General features: G+C 59.5%; 2 protein-coding genes. One reads left to right on the top strand and one right to left on the bottom strand.

Features of this window, described 5'->3' with window-relative positions:
* Positions 1-164 (top strand): LuxR C-terminal-related transcriptional regulator (locus HV670_RS30380; protein ID WP_217478570.1); only part of this gene is annotated, 164 nt, incomplete at its 5' end.
* A gap of 41 nt (positions 165-205) precedes the next feature.
* On the opposite strand, the gene HV670_RS30385 is transcribed toward HV670_RS30380, so the two are convergent.
* Positions 206-577 (bottom strand): response regulator transcription factor, encoded by a 372-nt coding sequence (locus HV670_RS30385; protein ID WP_175108595.1) that lies wholly within the window; start codon positions 575-577, stop codon positions 206-208.
* Positions 578-602: the final 25 nt, after the last annotated feature.

A 602-nucleotide genomic window follows, 5' to 3' on the forward strand; every position in this document is an offset into this window, starting at 1 on the left:
TGAACAAGCAGATTGCCACTGCGATGAACCTGAGCGAAATCACGGTCAAGGTTCACCGTGGACAGGTCATGCGCAAGATGGAGGCGCGCTCGATGCCCGACCTTGTCCGCAAGGCCGAAGCTCTTGGTATCGAGCCCCGTCTGCCCGACGGCGGACATCGCTGAGCGCCATCGCCCGAGCACTTCTGCAGCGCTTGGGTGATTCGCTACGGGTTTCCAAGTGCGACCGACAGCCAATGCGTCATGACGGCGGTCGGGTAAGGCTTCTGCAGTAACACCAGTGCACCGTTGCTCATCGCTTGGGCCCGCACTGACGGGGTCGCATATGCGCTGATAAAGATGGTCGCCGGGGCATTGCCCTGAGTACGCAGGCACTCATGCATCTCGATACCCGACATCCCAGGCATGCGGATGTCGGAAATCAGGCAGGCGGTATGAGCGGCCTGCCCGGACGAAAGAAATTCTTCTGCCGACTCATACATGCCCACTTGCCAGCCAAGCGACCGGATAAGGCTGCCTAGCGCAACACGGACGGCTGAATCATCGTCGACAATCGAAACAACGGGCGAAATTGGCAAAACGCGGCCCTCGAACTCTGTTTCC

It is taken from the genome of Pararobbsia alpina, from assembly GCF_902859895.1.
GTDB classification, from domain to species: domain Bacteria; phylum Pseudomonadota; class Gammaproteobacteria; order Burkholderiales; family Burkholderiaceae; genus Pararobbsia; species Pararobbsia alpina.